Source organism: Pseudonocardia abyssalis (assembly GCF_019263705.2).
GTDB lineage: Bacteria > Actinomycetota > Actinomycetes > Mycobacteriales > Pseudonocardiaceae > Pseudonocardia > Pseudonocardia abyssalis.
Map to the genome: position 1 here is coordinate 4534710 of NZ_JADQDK010000001.1, position 15849 is coordinate 4550558.

At 74.3% G+C, this 15849-nt stretch carries 18 protein-coding genes; 2 read left to right on the forward strand and 16 right to left on the reverse strand.

The window, feature by feature from the left end; genetic code table 11:
* Window positions 1-17: 17 nt before the first annotated feature.
* The 8 genes from I4I81_RS22085 to I4I81_RS22120 form a co-directional block, all read right to left on the reverse strand.
* On the reverse strand, window positions 18-365 hold the full coding sequence (locus I4I81_RS22085; RefSeq protein WP_218606045.1) for a sterol carrier family protein: 348 nt from the start codon (window positions 363-365) through the stop codon (window positions 18-20).
* 52 nt (window positions 366-417) lie between these two features.
* Window positions 418-2709: a phosphoribosylformylglycinamidine synthase subunit PurL gene (gene purL, locus I4I81_RS22090; protein WP_218606046.1), complete on the reverse strand. Its 2292-nt coding sequence runs from the start codon at window positions 2707-2709 to the stop codon at window positions 418-420.
* 64 nt (window positions 2710-2773) lie between these two features.
* Complete coding sequence (locus tag I4I81_RS22095; protein ID WP_218616301.1) at window positions 2774-3226, reverse strand: response regulator; 453 nt, start codon at window positions 3224-3226, stop codon at window positions 2774-2776.
* Window positions 3223-4812 carry a sensor histidine kinase gene (locus I4I81_RS22100; protein ID WP_218616302.1) on the reverse strand — a complete coding sequence of 530 codons (1590 nt, stop codon included), beginning with the start codon at window positions 4810-4812 and terminating at the stop codon, window positions 3223-3225. Before I4I81_RS22100 ends, I4I81_RS22095 begins: the two co-directional genes overlap by 4 nt.
* Window positions 4809-5960 carry a PP2C family protein-serine/threonine phosphatase gene (locus tag I4I81_RS22105; protein WP_218604633.1) on the reverse strand — a complete coding sequence of 384 codons (1152 nt, stop codon included), beginning with the start codon at window positions 5958-5960 and terminating at the stop codon, window positions 4809-4811. Before I4I81_RS22105 ends, I4I81_RS22100 begins: the two co-directional genes overlap by 4 nt.
* Window positions 5961-6632 carry a phosphoribosylformylglycinamidine synthase subunit PurQ gene (purQ, locus tag I4I81_RS22110; protein ID WP_218604634.1) on the reverse strand — a complete coding sequence of 224 codons (672 nt, stop codon included), beginning with the start codon at window positions 6630-6632 and terminating at the stop codon, window positions 5961-5963.
* Entirely contained in the window at window positions 6629-6862 is a 234-nt protein-coding gene (gene purS, locus I4I81_RS22115) for a phosphoribosylformylglycinamidine synthase subunit PurS (RefSeq protein ID WP_185720372.1), read from the reverse strand. The genes purQ and purS overlap by 4 nt, the downstream gene beginning before the upstream one ends.
* A 22-nt stretch (window positions 6863-6884) precedes the next feature.
* Window positions 6885-7640 (reverse strand): alpha/beta fold hydrolase, encoded by a 756-nt coding sequence (locus I4I81_RS22120; protein ID WP_218604635.1) that lies wholly within the window; start codon window positions 7638-7640, stop codon window positions 6885-6887.
* On the opposite strand from I4I81_RS22120, the gene I4I81_RS31460 reads away from it, so the two are divergent.
* Window positions 7639-8076 carry an MBL fold metallo-hydrolase gene (locus I4I81_RS31460; protein WP_308187694.1) on the forward strand — a complete coding sequence of 146 codons (438 nt, stop codon included), beginning with the start codon at window positions 7639-7641 and terminating at the stop codon, window positions 8074-8076. The genes I4I81_RS22120 and I4I81_RS31460 overlap by 2 nt on opposite strands.
* 45 nt (window positions 8077-8121) lie before the next feature.
* Here I4I81_RS31460 and I4I81_RS22130 read toward each other — a convergent pair whose 3' ends face one another.
* The 7 genes from I4I81_RS22130 to I4I81_RS22160 all read right to left on the reverse strand — a co-directional run bounded on the left by I4I81_RS22130 (window position 8122) and on the right by I4I81_RS22160 (window position 13477).
* Window positions 8122-8898 carry a DUF2334 domain-containing protein gene (locus I4I81_RS22130; protein WP_218604636.1) on the reverse strand — a complete coding sequence of 259 codons (777 nt, stop codon included), beginning with the start codon at window positions 8896-8898 and terminating at the stop codon, window positions 8122-8124.
* A complete protein-coding gene (locus I4I81_RS22135) occupies window positions 8880-9722 on the reverse strand; it encodes a phosphoribosylaminoimidazolesuccinocarboxamide synthase (RefSeq protein WP_218604637.1) in 843 nt (280 codons plus the stop codon). Before I4I81_RS22135 ends, I4I81_RS22130 begins: the two co-directional genes overlap by 19 nt.
* Window positions 9719-11125 carry an adenylosuccinate lyase gene (gene purB, locus I4I81_RS22140; RefSeq protein ID WP_218604638.1) on the reverse strand — a complete coding sequence of 469 codons (1407 nt, stop codon included), beginning with the start codon at window positions 11123-11125 and terminating at the stop codon, window positions 9719-9721. Before purB ends, I4I81_RS22135 begins: the two co-directional genes overlap by 4 nt.
* A gap of 58 nt (window positions 11126-11183) precedes the next feature.
* Window positions 11184-11519 carry a hypothetical protein gene (locus I4I81_RS22145; protein WP_218604639.1) on the reverse strand — a complete coding sequence of 112 codons (336 nt, stop codon included), beginning with the start codon at window positions 11517-11519 and terminating at the stop codon, window positions 11184-11186.
* Between the two features lie 75 nt (window positions 11520-11594).
* On the reverse strand, window positions 11595-12167 hold the full coding sequence (locus I4I81_RS22150; protein WP_218604640.1) for a TetR/AcrR family transcriptional regulator: 573 nt from the start codon (window positions 12165-12167) through the stop codon (window positions 11595-11597).
* Between the two features lie 99 nt (window positions 12168-12266).
* On the reverse strand, window positions 12267-12953 hold the full coding sequence (locus I4I81_RS22155) for a hypothetical protein (protein ID WP_218616303.1): 687 nt from the start codon (window positions 12951-12953) through the stop codon (window positions 12267-12269).
* Window positions 12954-12964: 11 nt separating this feature from the next.
* Window positions 12965-13477, reverse strand: coding sequence for a SigE family RNA polymerase sigma factor (locus I4I81_RS22160; RefSeq protein ID WP_218605636.1), 513 nt, complete (start codon window positions 13475-13477; stop codon window positions 12965-12967).
* 241 nt (window positions 13478-13718) lie between these two features.
* On the opposite strand from I4I81_RS22160, the gene I4I81_RS22165 reads away from it, so the two are divergent.
* Complete coding sequence (locus I4I81_RS22165) at window positions 13719-14786, forward strand: threonine aldolase family protein (RefSeq protein WP_372453685.1); 1068 nt, start codon at window positions 13719-13721, stop codon at window positions 14784-14786.
* On the opposite strand, the gene I4I81_RS22170 is transcribed toward I4I81_RS22165, so the two are convergent.
* The gene (locus tag I4I81_RS22170; RefSeq protein WP_226363506.1) at window positions 14740-15645 is read right to left on the reverse strand and encodes a potassium channel family protein; all 906 of its coding nucleotides are present in this window, start codon (window positions 15643-15645) and stop codon (window positions 14740-14742) included. The two genes, I4I81_RS22165 and I4I81_RS22170, sit on opposite strands and share 47 nt — an antisense overlap.
* Between the last annotated feature and the right edge of the window lie 204 nt (window positions 15646-15849).

The following is a 15849-nucleotide window of genomic DNA, read 5'->3' on the forward strand; positions in this document are numbered from 1 at the left end:
GATGAGAAATCCGCCGTTCAGACCAGTGGGAGCAGCGCTGCCACGTCACCCGATCGGCCGCCGGACGCCCGCAGGTTCCCGGTTGCCAGGGCGTCCTCCCAGCTCAGGCGCCCCATCGCCAGCGCCAACCAGGTCCGGGCATCGGACTCGACCACGTTCGGCGGAGTACCCCTCGTGTGCCGCGGTCCGGGAATGCACTGCACGGCCCCGAAGGGCGGGATCCGGACCTCGACGCTCCGACCGGGTGACGCGGCGACCAGCGCCGCGAGGCTCTCCTTGACCGCCGCACGCAGGACCGACCGCTCCGGCCGGGGCCCCCCGTCGAGCCAGGTGAGGACGTCGTCGGGGCCGGGATCGCCGGTCACGCCCGTCCCCGACCCTGCACCTGGCCGATCGGGCAGGTGGCCGACCGGCCGTTCATTCCGCGACCGGGTGCTCGAACAGTGCGGGGAGCGTGCCCTCCCAGGCCGTGCGCAGCGCGGACAGCGGCAGCGGCTCGAGTGCGTCGACGGCCAGCGCAGATCCGCCGGTCACGCCGAGGAGCCGGGCCGGGACCCTGGCCGCCGACGCGGAGGTGAAGAGCTCCTCGACCCGCTCGGGCGCCACGGTGACCAGCACCCGGCCCGCCGACTCGGAGAACAGCCCGACGAACGCGTCGGCCGTGGGCACGGTGATCCGAGCACCGTGGCCACCGACCAGGCAGGCCTCGACCAGCGCCTGCGCCAGGCCACCGTCGGACAGGTCGTGCGAGCCGGTGACCAGCCCGCGCGCCGCAGACGCCGCCAGCAGGCCGGCGAGTCGGTGCTCCGCCGACAGGTCGACGACGGGCGGGCGGCCGCCGAGGTGACCGTGCACGTGGTGCGCCCACTCGCTGCCGCCGAACTCGTCACGCGTGTCGCCGAGCAGGACCACCGTGTCGCCGTCGCGGACGAACCCGGACGGCACACGGCGCGCCACGTCGTCGATGACGCCGAGGACCCCGATGACCGGGGTCGGGAGGATCGCGCGGTCGCCGGTCTGGTTGTAGAAGCTGACGTTGCCGCCGGTGACCGGGATGCCGAGCAGCGCGCAGCCGTCGGCGATGCCGCGGACGGCCTGCTGGAACTGCCACATGACGTGCGGGTCCTCCGGCGAGCCGAAGTTCAGGCAGTCGCTGACGGCGAGCGGCACCGCCCCCGAGGTGGCGACGTTGCGGTAGGCCTCGGCCAGCGCGAGCTGCGCGCCGGAGTACGGGTCGAGCGCGACGAACCGCGCGTTGCAGTCGGTGGCGACCGCGACGCCGCGGCCGGTGACCTCGTCGACCCGGACCATCCCCGCGTCGGCCGGCTGCGCGCTCGTGGTGTTGCCGCGGACGTAGCGGTCGTACTGGTCGGTGACCCAGGCCCGGCTGCACAGGTTCGGGCTCGCGGCCATCCGCAGGATCTCCGCGCGCAGCTCGACGGGGCCGGACGGGCGACGCAGCCGCTCGGGGCCGTCGGCGACCAGCGCGTCCTGGCCGGACCCGCGCTGCACCGGGCGCCGGTAGACCGGACCGTCGTGGGCGACGGTGCGCGGCGGCACGTCGACGACCGTCTCACCCCGCCAGGTGATGACCAGCCGCCCGCCGTCGACGACCTCGCCGATCACGTTCGCCAGCACGTCCCACTTCGCGCAGACCGCGAGGAACGCCTCGACGTCCTGCGGGCGCACGACGGCGCACATGCGCTCCTGCGACTCGCTGGACAGGATCTCCGCGGCCGTCATCCCGGAGGCCCGCAGCGGGACGGCGTCGAGGTCGATGCGCATGCCGCCGTCACCCGCGCTGGCCAGCTCGGACGTGGCGCAGGACAGGCCCGCTCCGCCCAGGTCCTGGATCCCGACGACGAGCCCCGCGTGGTAGAGCTCCAGGCAGCACTCGATGAGCACCTTCTCGGTGAACGGGTCGCCCACCTGCACCGCGGGGAGCTTCTTGCGGCCCGTGTCGCCGCTGAAGGTCTCGCTCGCCAGCACGGAGACGCCGCCGATGCCGTCGAGGCCGGTGCGGGCACCGAACAGCACGATCAGGTTGCCGGTGCCCGACGCGAACGCCAGGTGCAGGTCCTCGGTGCGCATCGCGCCGACGCACAGCGCGTTGACCAGCGGGTTGCCCGCGTAGCCCGCGTCGAAGACGACCTCGCCGCCGATGTTGGGCAGGCCGAGGGAGTTGCCGTAGGTGCCGACGCCGGCGACGACCCCGGGCAGCACCCGCTTGGTGTCGGGGGCGTCGGCCGGGCCGAAGCGCAGGGGGTCGGCGACGGCGATCGGGCGCGCGCCCATCGCCATGATGTCGCGGACGATCCCGCCGACGCCGGTGGCCGCGCCCTGGAACGGCTCCACGTAGGACGGGTGGTTGTGCGACTCGACCTTGAAGGTGACGGCCCACCCGTCGCCGATGTCGACGACGCCGGCGTTCTCGCCGATCCCGGCCAGCATCTTCTGCTTCATCGCCGGGGTCGTCTTCTCCCCGAAGTAGGCCAGGTGCACCTTCGAGGACTTGTACGAGCAGTGCTCGCTCCACATCACCGAGTACATCGCCAGCTCGGCGTCGGTGGGGCGGCGGCCGAGGATCGAGCGGATGCGGGCGTACTCGTCGTCCTTCAGGCCGAGCTCGCGGTAGGGCTGCGGCTGGTCCGGGGACGCGGCGGCGCGGGAGACGGTGTCGACGGCGGGCACCGTGTCGTCGGCGGGCACCGTGTCGTCGGCGGGCAGGGCGGGGAAGGCGGCCACGACTCCTGAGCCTACGGAACGCCCCCGCTCAGGCTCCGTCGCGGCCCGTGGGGAGCTGCACCACACTCACGAAGAAGTGGTCGATCTGCTTGATCGCCTCGATGAACCCCTCGAAGTCGACGGGCTTGGTGACGTAGGCGTTCGCGTGGAGCTGGTAGCTGCGCAGCACGTCCTCCTCGGCCTGCGAGGTCGTCAGCACGATCACCGGGATGTGCTGCAGGGCCGGGTCCTCCTTGACCTCTGCGAGCACCTCTCGGCCGTCGCGGCGCGGGAGGTTGAGGTCGAGCAGGATCAGGTCGGGTCGCGGGGCGTCGGCGTAGGGGCCCTCGTGGCGCAGGTAGGCCAGCGCCTCCGCGCCGTCGGTGACGACGTCGAGCCGGTTGTGCAGGTACTCGTCGAACGCCTCGCGGGTCATCAGGACATCGCCCGGGTCGTCCTCGACGAGCAGGACGTTGACGATGCGGGGCTCGGGCGTGGTCATGCGGGGGACTCCTCGGGCTGGGTGGTGCGCGGGGGGAACGTGACGGCGACCGTCGCGCCCGGCCCGTCGCCCTGGACGACGCGGATGCCGCCGCCGTGGAACTCGGCGATCTTCTTCGCCAGCGAGAGGCCGATGCCCGTGCCCGCGTAGACGTCGCGCGCGTGCAGTCGCTGGAAGATCACGAAGATCTTGTCCTCGTACTCGGGCTCGATGCCGATGCCGTTGTCGGAGACCCGGAGCTCGACCTCGCCGTCGCGCTCCGTCCCGCTGACGTGCACGACCGGGGGCACGCCCTCGCGGTGGAACTTCAGTCCGTTGCCGATCAGGTTGGCCAGCAGCTGCCGCAGCAGCTGGGGGTCGCCCGAGACCGTCGGCAGCGGCCCGACGACGATCTCCCCGTCCAGCTCGGCGCGGGTCGTCTCCAGTCCGGCGGCGGCCGCGGTGGCGACGTCGGTGAGCGACACCTCGGCGAAGCCCTCGGTGGTGCGCCCGACGCGGGAGAACGCGAGCAGGTCGTTGATCAGCCGCTGCATCCGCTGCGCACCGTCGACCGCGAACTCGATGTACTGGTCGGCACGGTCGTCGAGCTGCCCGCCGTAGCGGCGCTGCAGCAGCTGGCAGAAGCTCGACACCTTGCGCAGCGGCTCCTGCAGGTCGTGGCTCGCGACGTAGGCGAACTGCTCCAGGTCGCGGTTGGAACGCTCCAGCTCCTGGGCCTGGTCGTCGAGGCGCCGGTTGGTGTGCTGCAGCACGTCCAGCTCCGCGAGGATGTGCAGCCGCATCGCCTCGACGTCCTCGCCGAGCCCCGCGATCTCGCGCGGGCCCGTGCCGGGCACCGGGCGCTGCATGTCGCCGCGGACCACCTCGCGGACGTCGGCGGCCAGCACCGACACCGGCCGCAGCACGGTGCGGCGCAACCCGACGCCCACGACGAGCAGCACCAGCAGCAGGACCGACGCGACACCGATCCAGGCCGTGGCGAGGAACCCCACGGCGTCACCCACCCGCTGGCGCCCCGCGGTCTGCTCCCTGTCCAGGTCGGCCTCCAGCACACCGACCCCGGCGCGCAGCCGGTCGAACAACGCCTTCCCCACCGCCTGGTCCGGGCCGGCGGTCCCGGCCCGCGCGGCGGCGATCGCCGGCTCGGCGAAGGCGGTGCGCCACTGCTGGGCGGCCGCCTCCACTGCGTCGAGGTCGGTGTGGACCGGCACCGCCCCCTCGTCCAGCCCGCGCAGCGTCCGAGCGGCCTCCCGCTCGGCCACCACGCCCGCCAGGTACGGCTCGAGGAACTCCTCCCGGCCGGCGAGGACGAACCCGCGGACACCGGTCTCCTGCTCCAGCACCGCGACCGCCAGCCGTTGGCCCGCCTCCTGCGCCGGAGCCACCCGCCGGAGCTGGTCGGAGCGCGCCTCGGTCAGCCCGACCAGCCCGACCGTCCCCAGCACCACCCCGACGGTCACGAGCAGCAGCACGATCGCCGCGCCGACGGCGAACAACCGCGACAGCGGCCACCGCTGCGTGTCGCCGGCGGACCGTGCGAGGCGGGTGGACAACCGCCTGCGGGTCGGGCGCACGGACGTCGTCACGAGGGATCCTCCTGTGCCGCGGCGGTGAGCAGCAGGATCGCGACGTCGTCGGAGAGCGGGCCGCCGTTGAGCGTCTGGACGCGCTCGACGAGCCGGGCCGGCAGGTCGTCGACAGGGGTGTCGGCCTCGTCGACCAGCAGGCCGATCAGGCCCTCCGGCCACAGCGGTTCGTCGGGCACGGGGCCCTTCCCCTCGATGAGTCCGTCGGTGAACAGCAGCAGGGCCCAGCCGGGTTCCAGGCGCAGCGACTCGGCCACCCAGCCGGTGTCGTCGGAGATGCCGAGCGGCAGCCCGATCAGCGGCTCCACCTGCTCCGGCGGGTGCAGCGACACGGGGGCCGGGTGTCCGGCGAGGCGCACCAGGGCGTCACCGGAAACCGGGATCGCCACCGTGCACACCGTGGTGAACAGCGTCGGGTCGTGGCGCTCGCTGACCAGCACCTGCTGCAGCTTGGGCAGCACCTGCGGCTCGTCGACGCCGGCGAGCACCAGCGCCCGCCAGGACACCCGCAGCAGCGCGCCGAGCGCGGCCTCGTCGGGGCCGTGGCCGCAGACGTCGCCGATGATCGCGTGGACAGTGCCGTCCGGACCGCGGACGGCGTCGTAGAAGTCGCCGCCGAGCACCGCGCGGGCCCGCCCGGACCGGTAGAACGACCGCGCACGGACCAGGCTGCCCGCGAGCAGCGGCGTCGGGAGCAGGCCGCGCTCCAGGCGCGTGGCCTCCGCGGCGACCAGGCGCTCCTCGCGCAGGCGCAGCGCGCTGGTCTCGGCGCGCCGGCGCTCCACGGCGTAGCGGATCGCGCGGATCAGGACCGGGCCGTCGACCTTGCCCTTGACCAGGTAGTCCTGCGCCCCCGCCGCGACGGCGGCGACGCCGAGGTGCTCGTCGTCGAGGCCGGTGAGCACGCAGACCGCGGCGCCGGGGTCGGACCGCAGGATCGCGTGCAGGCCCTCCAGACCGTTGGTGCCGGGGAGGTTGAGGTCGAGCAGGACGCACTCGCACTCGGCCAGCAGCTCACCGTCGGCGACCTCGGCGAGCGAGGCCGCGACCGTCAGGCACAGGTCCGGCTCGACCTCGGCCAGCAGCTCGCCCACGAGGAAGGCGTCGCCGGGGTCGTCCTCGACCAGGAGTACCGCACGCCCGCCCACCTAGCCGCCGACCGCCGCTCCCAGTACGGAGGTGAACAGCACCAGGCCGTCGTCGGACGGGCCGGTCAGCGGGTCGATCGCATGCTCGGGATGCGGCATCAGGCCGACGACGCGACCGTCGGCGGAGGAGACGCCCGCGATGTCGGCGAGGGCGCCGTTGGGGTTGCCGCCGAGATAACGGAACGTGACCCGCCCCTCACCCTCCAGCCGGGCGACCGTCTCGGCGTCGGCGACGAACCGGCCCTCGCCCGACTTGAGCGGGACCAGGATCTCCTGACCCGCGTCGGCGGCCCCGGTCCACGCGGTCGCGGTCGACTCGACCCGCAGCCGCTGGTCGCGGCAGATGAAGTGCAGCCCGGAGTTGCGCACGAGCGCCCCGGGGAGCAGACCGGCCTCGCAGAGGATCTGGAAGCCGTTGCAGATGCCGAGCACCGGCAGCCCGCGCCCCGCCCCGGCCTTCACCTCGGCCATGATCGGCGCGAGGCTCGCGATCGCCCCGGCGCGCAGGTAGTCGCCGTAGGAGAAGCCGCCGGGGACGACCACCGCGTCGACGCCCTGCAGGTCGTGGTCGGCGTGCCACAACGCCACCGGCTCGGCACCCGCGTAGCGCACCGCCCGGGCCGCGTCGACGTCGTCGAGGGTGCCGGGGAAGGTGACGACCCCGATCCTCACTTCCGCGTCACCACCCAGTCCTCGATCACCGGGTTCGCGAGCAGCTCGCCGGCGATGCGGTGCAGGGTCGCGTCGTCGATCGCGTCGTCGACGTCGAGCTCGAAGTGCTTGCCCTGCCGCACCTCGGCCACGCCTGCCACGCCGATCCGGCCCAGCGCCCGCGTGACTGCCTGGCCCTGCACGTCGAGGATCTCCGGTTTGGGCATCACGTCCACCACAACTCTGGCCACGGACCAGAGCCTACGGCCCCGCTCAGTCGAGGAACGCGGCGAGCATCGGCAGCAGCAGATCGGTCCGGCGCGGGGCCTGCATGTGGGTGGTCCCCGGCAGGATCGCCAGCTGCGACCCGGGGATCAGCTGCTGCATCAGCGCGCCGTGCGCGGGCACGGTGAAGTCGTTGTCGCCGATCACGACCAGCGTGGGCGCGGTGACGGCGGCGAGCTGCTCGTCGGTCCAGCCCGTCCAGCCCTCGACGGTGCCCATCGTGCGCACCGGGAGCTCCTCGAACCGCTCCGGGTGCGGGGACAGGCGCGTGTAGGCCTCGGACATGTCGGCGAAGTCCTGCGCCGTCGGCATGATCGGGGAGGTGGCGTAGGTGCTGGGGTCGGCCAGGTCGGGGTGCGCCCCGTCCGGGCGCACGCTCGCGGAGACCGGCACGACCTTCAGGAGCCGGTCGGGGTGGCTGACGGCGAGCTCGAGCGCGGTGCCGCCGCCCATGCTGTGGCCCATGACGTGGGCGCGCTCGACGCCGAGGTGGTCGAGCAGCGCGACGACGTCACCCGCCAGCGCGCCGTAGGTCATGTCCCGGTCGATGTCGGCGGTGCGGCCGTGGGCCTGGAACTCGACCGCGATCACGCGGTGCCTCCTCGCGAGCGTCGGGATGCTGTCGGCCCAGGTGAGGTCGATGGTCATCACCCCGCCGTGCAGCAGGACCAGCGGCGTGCCCTCGTCGCCGTGGATCTCGTAGTACATGTGCAGGCCGTTCACGTCCGCGTATCCGCTCGTCATGCCCGTACGACGACGGGACCCGCCGGAACTCATCGACCCGCGAGCCACCGGTGGCAGTGGACCCGTGCAGCTCACCCACTTCGGCCACTCGTGCGTGCTGATCGACACCGGCGCGGCACGCCTCCTGATCGACCCGGGCACGTTCTCGTCCGGGTTCGAGTCCCTGACCGGCCTGGACGCCGTGCCCGTCACCCGTCAGCACCCCGACCACCTCGCCGTCGACCGCTCCTGCACCCCGGGGACGCGGTCCCGACGGTCCCCGCTCCGGTCGTCGGGGTGCGTCGACCACCCGCGTGCCGTCGCCCCGCGCACCGCCGTGCCGATCCACCGGGCCTGCCCGCCCGACCACAGGTGTTCTACGGGCTGTTCACGAACCCCGCTCCCGATGGCACGGCGCTACGGGTCCCCGGACGCCGGCGGGCCCGCCGCCGTCTGACCAGCGACCCGCGGGCGCGGAAGCGGCGACTCGCGGGGTGGTGGGTCAGGCCGCCGCTGCCGTCGCCGACGGGAGGCGGTAGGTCACCGGGGTCGCTCCGCAGCTCAGTGCCTCCTCGATCGCCGTCAGCGCCGCCCCGACCCGTGCCGGCCGCTTGAGGTCCTTGGCCCGGACGTTGATCCGCACGACCCCGCCGCGTCGCACGATGCGGGCGACCTCGGCGACGAGCAGGCGGCACCGCCACGGCTCCGCAGCCCCGCGCCCCTCCCCCGCCGTGCGGAAGCCCAGGACACGGGTGCGGACCGAGCCGGGGCCGTCGAGTCGGTGCACCCCGTTCTCGTCGGCGTACATCGTGAAGCCCTGCTCGCGCAGCGCGTCGACGGTGCCGGCCGAGGCGATCCAACGGGGCGGGACGAACAGGTCGGTGCGCAGGTCGACGGCCCCGAGGGTCCGCCGGGCCGCGCGGAGCCGCAGGCCGGCCTCGTGCTGCGGGAGGGCGGCGAACTCGGCGCGGCGCCCGACGCGGGTGGGCCCGGCGCTGTGGTCGAAGCCGTGCAGGACGATCGCATCTCCGAGGTCCCGACGCCCCCGCAGCCAGTCGACGAGCGGTGACGCCGCCGGACCCGCGTATGCCCCGGGGCGGTAGAGCTGCGACAGCGCCACACCGCGGGCGTCGAGGGCCGCGGCGAACTCCGCGCCGCGGGGCAGGGAGTCGTCGGTCAGACCGGACAGGGAGACGATCAGGCGGGCCACGACGTCATGGACCCACACCGACGTGAACGGGTCGTGAGTGGAGAAGGTCGTCAGGGCGACGATCTCCACTCCTGGGCGGTGAGCCGCTCGTAGACCTCGATGTACCGGGCCCGAGTGGCCTCGACGACCTCGGCCGGGACCTCGGGCCCCGGCGGGGTGCGGTCCCAGTCGAGCCCGGCCGACCAGTCCCGGACGAACTGCTTGTCGAAGGAGAACTGCGGCCCGCCCGGCGCCCAGCGGTCGGCGGGCCAGTAGCGCGACGAGTCCGACGTCAGCACCTCGTCGGCCAGGACGACCGTCCCCGACGGGTCGAGGCCGAACTCCAGCTTCGTGTCGGCGAGGAGGAGCCCCTGCGCCGCGGCCTTCTCCGCGCCCCGCGCGTAGACGGCGAGGGTCAGGTCGCGCACCTGGGCGGCGCGCCCCGCCCCGATCAGCGCCTCGACCTCGCCGAACGACATGAACTCGTCGTGCTCGCCGACGGGCGCCTTGGTCGTCGGCGTGAAGATCGGTGACGGCAGCTTCGAGCCCTCGACGAGCCCCGGCGGCAGCTCGACCCCGGACACGCTCCCGTGCGCCTGGTACTCCCGGAGCCCCAGCCCGGCCAGGTACCCCCGCGCAATGCACTCGACCGGCAGCATCTCCAGGCGACGGCAGCGCACCGCACGCCCGGCGAACTCGGCGGGCACGTCGGTCGCCGAGATCACGTGGTGCGGCACCAGGTCGGTGAGCTGCTCGAACCACCACAGCGACAGCTGGGTGAGCAGGGCACCCTTGTCGGGGACCGCCGTGGGCAGCACGACGTCGTAGATCGAGAGCCGGTCGGAGGCGACCAGGACGAGGTCGTCGCCGTCGAGGTAGACGTCCCGGACCTTGCCCGAGTGCAGCAGCTTCACAGGATCGCTCCGGGTGAGTAGGTGGCGGCCTCGGGGTGCGCGGCGACGATCTCGTCCACCCGCGCGACGACGGCCGCCACCTGCGCGGTGGCCGCCCCGGTGAACGCCAGCGGGTCGGAGAGCAGGCCGTCGAAGGAGCGCCCGAGGCGCTCGTCGGCGGCGAGGCGGGCCATCAGGTCGTTGTCGGACTGGCCCTTCTCCCGCATCGCCAGCGCGACGCCCACCGCGTGCTCCTTGATCACCTCGTGTGCGGTCTCGCGCCCGACCCCGGCCCGGACCGCGGCCATCAGCACCGAGGTGGTGGCCAGGAACGGCAGGTAGCGGTCGAGCTCCCGGGCGATGACGGCCGGGTAGGCGCCGAACTCGTCGAGGACGGTCAGCGTGGTCTCGATCAGCCCGTCGATCGCGAAGAACGCGTCCGGCAGCGCGACGCGGCGCACCACCGAGTCGGAGACGTCGCCCTCGTTCCACTGCGATCCGGCCAGCTCACCGGCCATCCCGGCGTAGCCGCGGAGCAGGACCATCATCCCGTTGATCCGCTCCGTGGAGCGCGAGTTCATCTTGTGCGGCATCGCCGACGACCCGACCTGGCCGGGCTGGAACCCCTCCGTCGCCAGCTCGATGCCGGCCATCAGCCGGATCGTCGTGGCCAGCGAGGACGGCCCGGCGGCGAGCTGGACGAGCGCGCTGAGCACGTCGAAGTCGAGGGAGCGCGGGTAGACCTGGCCGACGCTCGTGAGGGTCGCCTCGAAGCCGAGGTGCGACGCGACCCGTGCCTCCAGGTCGGCCAGCCGGGCCGGTGTCTCGAGCAGGTCGAGCATGTCCTGCGCCGTGCCCATCGGGCCCTTGATCCCGCGCAACGGGTAGCGCGCGCGCAGCTCCTCCAGCCGGGCGTACGCGACGAGCAGTTCGTCGGCGGCGCTCGCGAAGCGCTTCCCGAGCGTCGTGGCCTGCGCGGCGACGTTGTGGCTGCGCCCGGCCATCGTCAGCTCGGCGTTCTCGGCGGCGCGCCGGGCGAGGCGGGCCAGTACGGCCACCGTGCGGTCGCGCACGTGCTCCAGCGAGAGCCGGATCTGCAGCTGCTCGACGTTCTCGGTGAGGTCGCGGCTGGTCAGCCCCTTGTGGACGTGCTCGTGCCCGGCGAGCGCGTTGAACTCCTCGATCCGCGCCTTCACGTCGTGCCGGGTGACGCGCTCGCGCGCCGCGATCGAGGCGAGGTCGACGTCGTCGACGACGCGCTCGTAGTCCTCCACCACACCGTCCGGCACCTCGACGCCGAGGTCGCGCTGGGCCCGGAGCACGGCGATCCACAGCCGGCGCTCCAGGACGATCTTGTTCTCGGGCGACCACAGAGCCACGAGCTCACGGCTCGCGTACCGCGCGGCCAGGACGTTGGGGATCACGTCGGTCGATGCTACGGGCGCGGGCCCGCCCGCCGGCGCGCCAGGTCGAGGACCACGATCACCCCGGAAGCGGCCGCCGCCAGAACCGATGCCCGGCGAGGCACCGAACGGGTGGCGGCGGCGTCCAGAAGACCGCCTGGTCCAGCACCAGCACCGGCAGGAACGCGGCCTCGGCGAAGCGGTCGCCGCACAGGACCGGGTGCCGATCCAGAGGTTGCGCATCGCGAACAACCGCCAGCCCGGCGCCGCCGGCCCGGTGACGTCGGCCCGGTGACGTCGGCCCGGTGACGTCGGCCCGGTCGGTCCCGAACGGGCGCAGGAACGGGGCGGGGGCGACGGTCGCTCCGGCGAGGGCGATTCCGGTCATGGCGCGGGTGCGCGGATCGACGGTCACGGCGCCGGGGGTCGACCCGGCCCCGGGGTGCCCCGGCGGCCGACCGACCTGGTCGACGGGTGTGCCCCGATGTCGTCAGAGCACCCTCAGCAGCACCTCACGCGCGGCGGCCCGCGGGTCGGGATCGGCCTCGATCAGCGCGCTGATCACCGCCCCGTCCACCAGGAACACGAGGTCGCGCAGGGCGTCGGGCTCGAGCGGACGGCCGATGCGGCGGAACACGTCCGCGAGCAGGGCGTCGAGCTCGGGGCGCAGCGACCGCATCAGCGGCGCGAGGTACGGGCGGCGACCGGCGCCGACGAGCCGCTCGTAGCGCAGCAGCACCGCGTCGAGCCCACCGTCGCGGGACTCCGGGCCGAGGAGCTGGTCGATCACCAGCTCCACGATCTCCGCGGTGTCCGGCTGCCCCGGCCCGAGTGCGTCGAGCTGCGCGTGCCCCTCGGCGAGCTCGTCGCGGCTCGTACGCTCGGCGGCGGCGGTGATGAGGTCGTCGAGGGAGTCGAAGTAGTAGGTCGTGGACGACAGCGGCAACCCGGCCCGCTCGGCCACCGCCCGGTGCCGGACGGCGTCGAAGCCGCCCGAGCGCAGCAGTGCCGCGGCCGCCGCCACCAGCTCGGCGCGCCGCCGCTCACCCTTCGGCGTACCCACGACCCCATCCTCCCCTCCCGGCGTCCGTGAACGGACAAGACGCCGGGCGCGAACGGCGAACTCGCCGGGGTGGGGCGGCAAACTCGCCGGTGGGTGGGGTCAGAGGCGGGGCGCGAGGTAGGCGGCGACGTCGGCCAGGCGGCCCGCGAACGGGGCCGGGGTGCCGGGGCCGTCGCCGCGGGAGCTGACGACGACGGTCCCACCGGACGCCGTCGGTGCCGTCTCCCCCGTGGGGCCGGACCCCTCCCCCGGCGGCAGGTACCGCACCGTGAGCAGACCTGCGGTGCCGGCGTCGACGACCTCCAGGCTGACGCCCCGCTCCCCGCCCGGGCGGCAGTCCATCGTGACCGCGCTCTCGGTCGCGCCCACCACCTCGGGCAGCACCTCCTCCAGGTACGCGCGCAGCGCCGGGTCCTGGCGCTGCGCACACTCCGTGGTGCCCGGGCCGAGCGGGGTGCCGGTGAACTCGGACGGGCCGCGCAGGGCGTCGGGGGCCGTCGCCGACTCGGCCTGCGCCTCCGCCGCGTCGGACGCGGCCTCGGGTGCGGCCGCCGCCGGAGCCGCCGCGGTCGAGGAGGCGTCCCCGCCGGAGCCGGGCAGCGCGACCGCCACCCCCACCCCGGTGACGACGAGCAGCGCCATCGCGCCCCCGAGCACGGCGGAGCGACGGCGGGCGGTGATCCGTCGCGAGGTCGCGACCACGCGGTCGTGGTCGAACCGGGGCGGCGGCGGGGTCTCCGAGGCGGCCTCGGAGAACAGCGCGGCCATGCGGTCGTCGTCGGTCATCGCAGCTCCTCTCAGCCCGCCGGTCGCAGGTCGTCGAGCGTGTCGCCGAGCACCGCACGGAGTGCGGCGAGCCCGTGCGAGGTCTGGCTCTTGACGGTGCCCTCGGAGCAGCCCAGCGCCGCGGCGGTGCCGGCGACGTCGAGCCCCTCGAGGTAGCGCAGCACCAGCACGGCGCGCTGGCGCGGTGGGACGGACCGCAGCCCGTCGACGAGGATGTGCCGCGTGGCCACCCCGTCGGTGGCCGACGGCACGCTGCCCACCTCCACGACGTCGGTGAAGCGCTCCCGGCGCCACGGCCGCCGCGACTCGTCGACGACCGAGCGCACGAGCGTCCGGCGCATCCACGCGTCGAGCGCGGCCCGGTCGCGGATCCGGCGCCAGTGCCGGTGCAGCGCGACGAACGCGGCCTGCGCGTGGTCGTCGGCGCGGTACCAGTCGCCGCAGAGCAGGTACGCGGTGCGGCGCACGGCGTCGCGGCGCGCGCGGAAGTAGGCCTCGAACTCCGCCTCGGCGGCCTGGTCCAACGCGGTTCCTCCTCCCCGTCCACCGACAGGACGGGCGTGCGGGCGGACACGGTTGCACGCCGCCGCGAGCTTCCTCCGATCGGCCCAATGTCGTGACCGGACCGTGACCCTGACGCGACCGCGGCGAGTCCCCCTGGTTGAATCGACTGCTGTGCGACCCACCTCACGTTCCCGCCGGGCGTCCGCGAAGTCGGGTCCGATCGACCTGCGCTCGGACACCGTCACGCGCCCCACCAAGGAGATGCGTGCGGCGATGGCCGCGGCGGAGGTCGGTGACGACGTCCTCGACGGCGATCCGACCATGCGTGAGCTGGAGGTCCGCGTCGCCGGCGTGCTCGGCGCGGCCGACGCGCTGTGGACGCCGAGCGGCTCGATGGGCAACCTCATCGCGCTGATGGCCCACCTGCGCCGCGGCGACGCGTTCCTCGCCCCGACGGGCGCGCACGTCCTCGACGCCGAGCTGGGCACCGCCGCGTGGCTGGCCGGGGGGATGCCGCGACCGCTGCCGCACGACGCCGGGCCCGGACGCGTCACCCCCGACGCCGTGCGCCGCGCCGCGGGCGCCCCCGGGCCGTACTTCACGCTGCGCACCACGCTGCTGTGCCTGGAGAACACCCACAACGCCGCGGGCGGCACGATCACCGCCCCCGAGCAGCACGCCGCCGTGGCCGCCGCCGCGCGCGCCGCGAAGCTGCGCGTGCACCTCGACGGAGCCCGGCTGTGGAACGCCGCGGCCGCGCTCGGGGTGCCGCCCGGCGCGCTCACCGTCGGCGCCGACACGGTGCAGGTGTGCCTGAGCAAGGGCCTCGGGGCGCCGGTCGGGTCCGTCGTGGCGGGGTCGGCCGAGTTCGTCGAGGAGGCGCGGCGGCTGCGCAAGATGCTCGGCGGCGGCGTCCGCCAGGGCGGGGTGCTGGCCGCGGCCGGGCTCGTCGCGCTCGACCGTGTCGACCGGCTCGTCGAGGACCACCGGCGCGCCCGCACCCTCGCCGACGGTCTGCGCGAGCGCGGCTGGCAGGCCGCGATCCCGCAGACCAACATCGTGCTGATCGCCGTCGCCGACCTCGACGGCACGCTGCGCCGCTTCGAGGAGGCGGGCGTCCGGGCGGTCGCGATGTCGGGGCAGGTCCGGTTGATGACCCACTGCGACGTCGACGACGCCGACATCACCGCCGCGCTGGACCGCATCGGGTCCCCCGGCTCCGGCACGGGCGAGGACGGCCGCGCCGACGGCCGCACGGCCTACGCGCCCACCCAGCGCGGCCTCAGGACGGGTGCCGGTCGCGCTCCAGCGCGTCCAGGCGGGCGCTGATCCTCCGCAGCTCGTCCAGCACCTGGCCGAGCTGCCCCCCGACGTCCTCGATCTCGTCCTCCAGCTCGTCGCCGATCCGCTCCCCCGCCTTGCGCAGGTTCTCCACGAACCAGCTCGCGATCGACGCGGTCACGACGCCGAGCAGCGCGATCCCGGCGACCATCAGCGACCCCGCCACGACCCGGCCCTCGAACGTCACCGGGTAGCGGTCGCCGTAGCCGACGGTGGAGATCGTCGTGAGCGTCCACCACACCGCGTCGCCGAAGGTCGTGATCGAGGCGTCGGGGGCGTTGCGCTCGGCGTCGAGCACGGCGAGCGAGGCCACGAACCCGACCAGCGCCACGGTCCCGACGACGTAGAACACGACCCGGCCGCGGACGTCGTCGCGCAGCTGCCGGTTGAGCACGCTGATCACGGTGACCACCCGCAGCGCCCGGAGCTGACGGAACATCGGCAGCAGCAGGATCGCGAGGTCCAGCAGGTGCGTGCAGACGAACCGCCACCGGTTGTGCGCCAACGAGATCCGGACCAGGTAGTCGAGGCCGAACAGCACCCAGACGCCGGTCACGATCGCCTCCAGCACCGTGGCCCCCGGTTCGCCGATGCCCGGGTCGAGCACCTGCCAGGAGTACGCCACGAGGAACAGGACGGCGAGGCCCGTGAGCCACCAGTCAACCCGCCGGTCCCAGGCCTCGATGCGCGGCTCACCGTCCATGGCGCGGGACAGTACCGGCGCTGCGCGGGGAACCATCCCGACGGAGCGCTCCCACCGCGTCGGGGCCGGGCCGACGTGCGAGGCGGCGTCGGCGAGTGCGTCGAGGAACGCGGGATCCGGCGCGGGCGACGGGACGTACGCCACGGTCGGACGTCAGCCACGCCCCCGACAGAACAGCGGGTCCGGGACCCGGGGACGGGCCTCTGCTCCCGCAACCGGCCGGGACCGACCGCGCGGCCCTCCGAGACGGTCGACGCGTTCCGCGGAACGCTCTGCGTCGACCATCCCGGGGCCACGGCACCAGTCCATGTCGTGACCGTCCGACGGACCCGGCCGTGCGGCTCGGCG

Excerpts from the sequence above, each read along its gene's own strand:
- I4I81_RS22120 (WP_218604635.1), bottom strand. The coding sequence starts at position 7,640 with ATGACGAGCGGATACGCGGACGTGAACGGCCTGCACATGTACTACGAG.
- I4I81_RS22165 (WP_372453685.1), top strand. The coding sequence starts at position 13,719 with ATGCGTGCGGCGATGGCCGCGGCGGAGGTCGGTGACGACGTCCTCGAC.
- I4I81_RS22095 (WP_218616301.1), bottom strand. The coding sequence starts at position 3,226 with ATGACCACGCCCGAGCCCCGCATCGTCAACGTCCTGCTCGTCGAGGAC.
- I4I81_RS22155 (WP_218616303.1), bottom strand. The coding sequence starts at position 12,953 with ATGACCGACGACGACCGCATGGCCGCGCTGTTCTCCGAGGCCGCCTCG.
- I4I81_RS31460 (WP_308187694.1), top strand. The coding sequence starts at position 7,639 with ATGCCCGTACGACGACGGGACCCGCCGGAACTCATCGACCCGCGAGCC.